The 625-nt window shown below is 42.9% G+C and carries 1 protein-coding gene; it reads right to left on the bottom strand.

Annotated features, from left to right (window positions below):
* The coding region (locus QUA45_RS28820; protein WP_333223363.1) for a DnaJ domain-containing protein at positions 1–496 on the bottom strand (496 nt) is incomplete at its 3' end.
* Positions 497–625: the final 129 nt, after the last annotated feature.

Raw genomic sequence — 625 nt, 5'->3', positions numbered from 1 at the left:
GAGTATTGGGTTGCTGAGTATTTTGTTGCTGGGTATTTTGTTGCTGAGTGTTTCTGTACTGAGTATTTTGTTGCTGGGTATTTTGTTGCTGGGTGTTTCTGTACTGAGTATTTTGTTGCTGGGTGTTTCTGTACTGAGTATTTTGTTGCTGGGTGTTTTGTTGCTGAGTGTTTCTGTACTGAGCGTTTTGTTGCTGGGTGTTTTGGTGCTGGGTGTTTTTGTGCTGGGTGTTTTGGTGCTGGGTGTGTTTGTGCTGAGTATGTTTTTGCTGAACGTTCTGATTCTGACCTCTTGGTTGAATCGATCGCAATTGTTCGCGAGCTTGATTAATTTCCTTAATCTTTTCTTCAGCTTTCTGTAGTAGTCTGGGATTGTCTTTGGGGATGCGATCGGGGTGCCAAATGAACGCTAAATCCTTGTAGGCTTGGCTAATTTCTTCTCTGGAAGCTCCCGGCAACAGTCCCAGCACTTTATAGTATTGGTCGAGGTCGTTCATTGTACCACCTTTCGCTTTAAGAAATTAGGAATTAAAAATTAAGATCGGAGCAAAAGCCGTTCTCAAAGCTTGCTTGTCCGATCGTACATTAGATGAACAATAACTCAGCTAAGCCGCTGCTGGCAAAAA

Origin of the sequence: Microcoleus sp. Pol12A5, assembly GCF_036701435.1 — a bacterium.
Taxonomy (GTDB): Bacteria; Cyanobacteriota; Cyanobacteriia; order Cyanobacteriales; family Microcoleaceae; genus Microcoleus.
The sequence above is the reverse complement of the archived record's forward strand: the minus strand, read 5'-3'. Positions and strand labels throughout refer to the sequence as shown.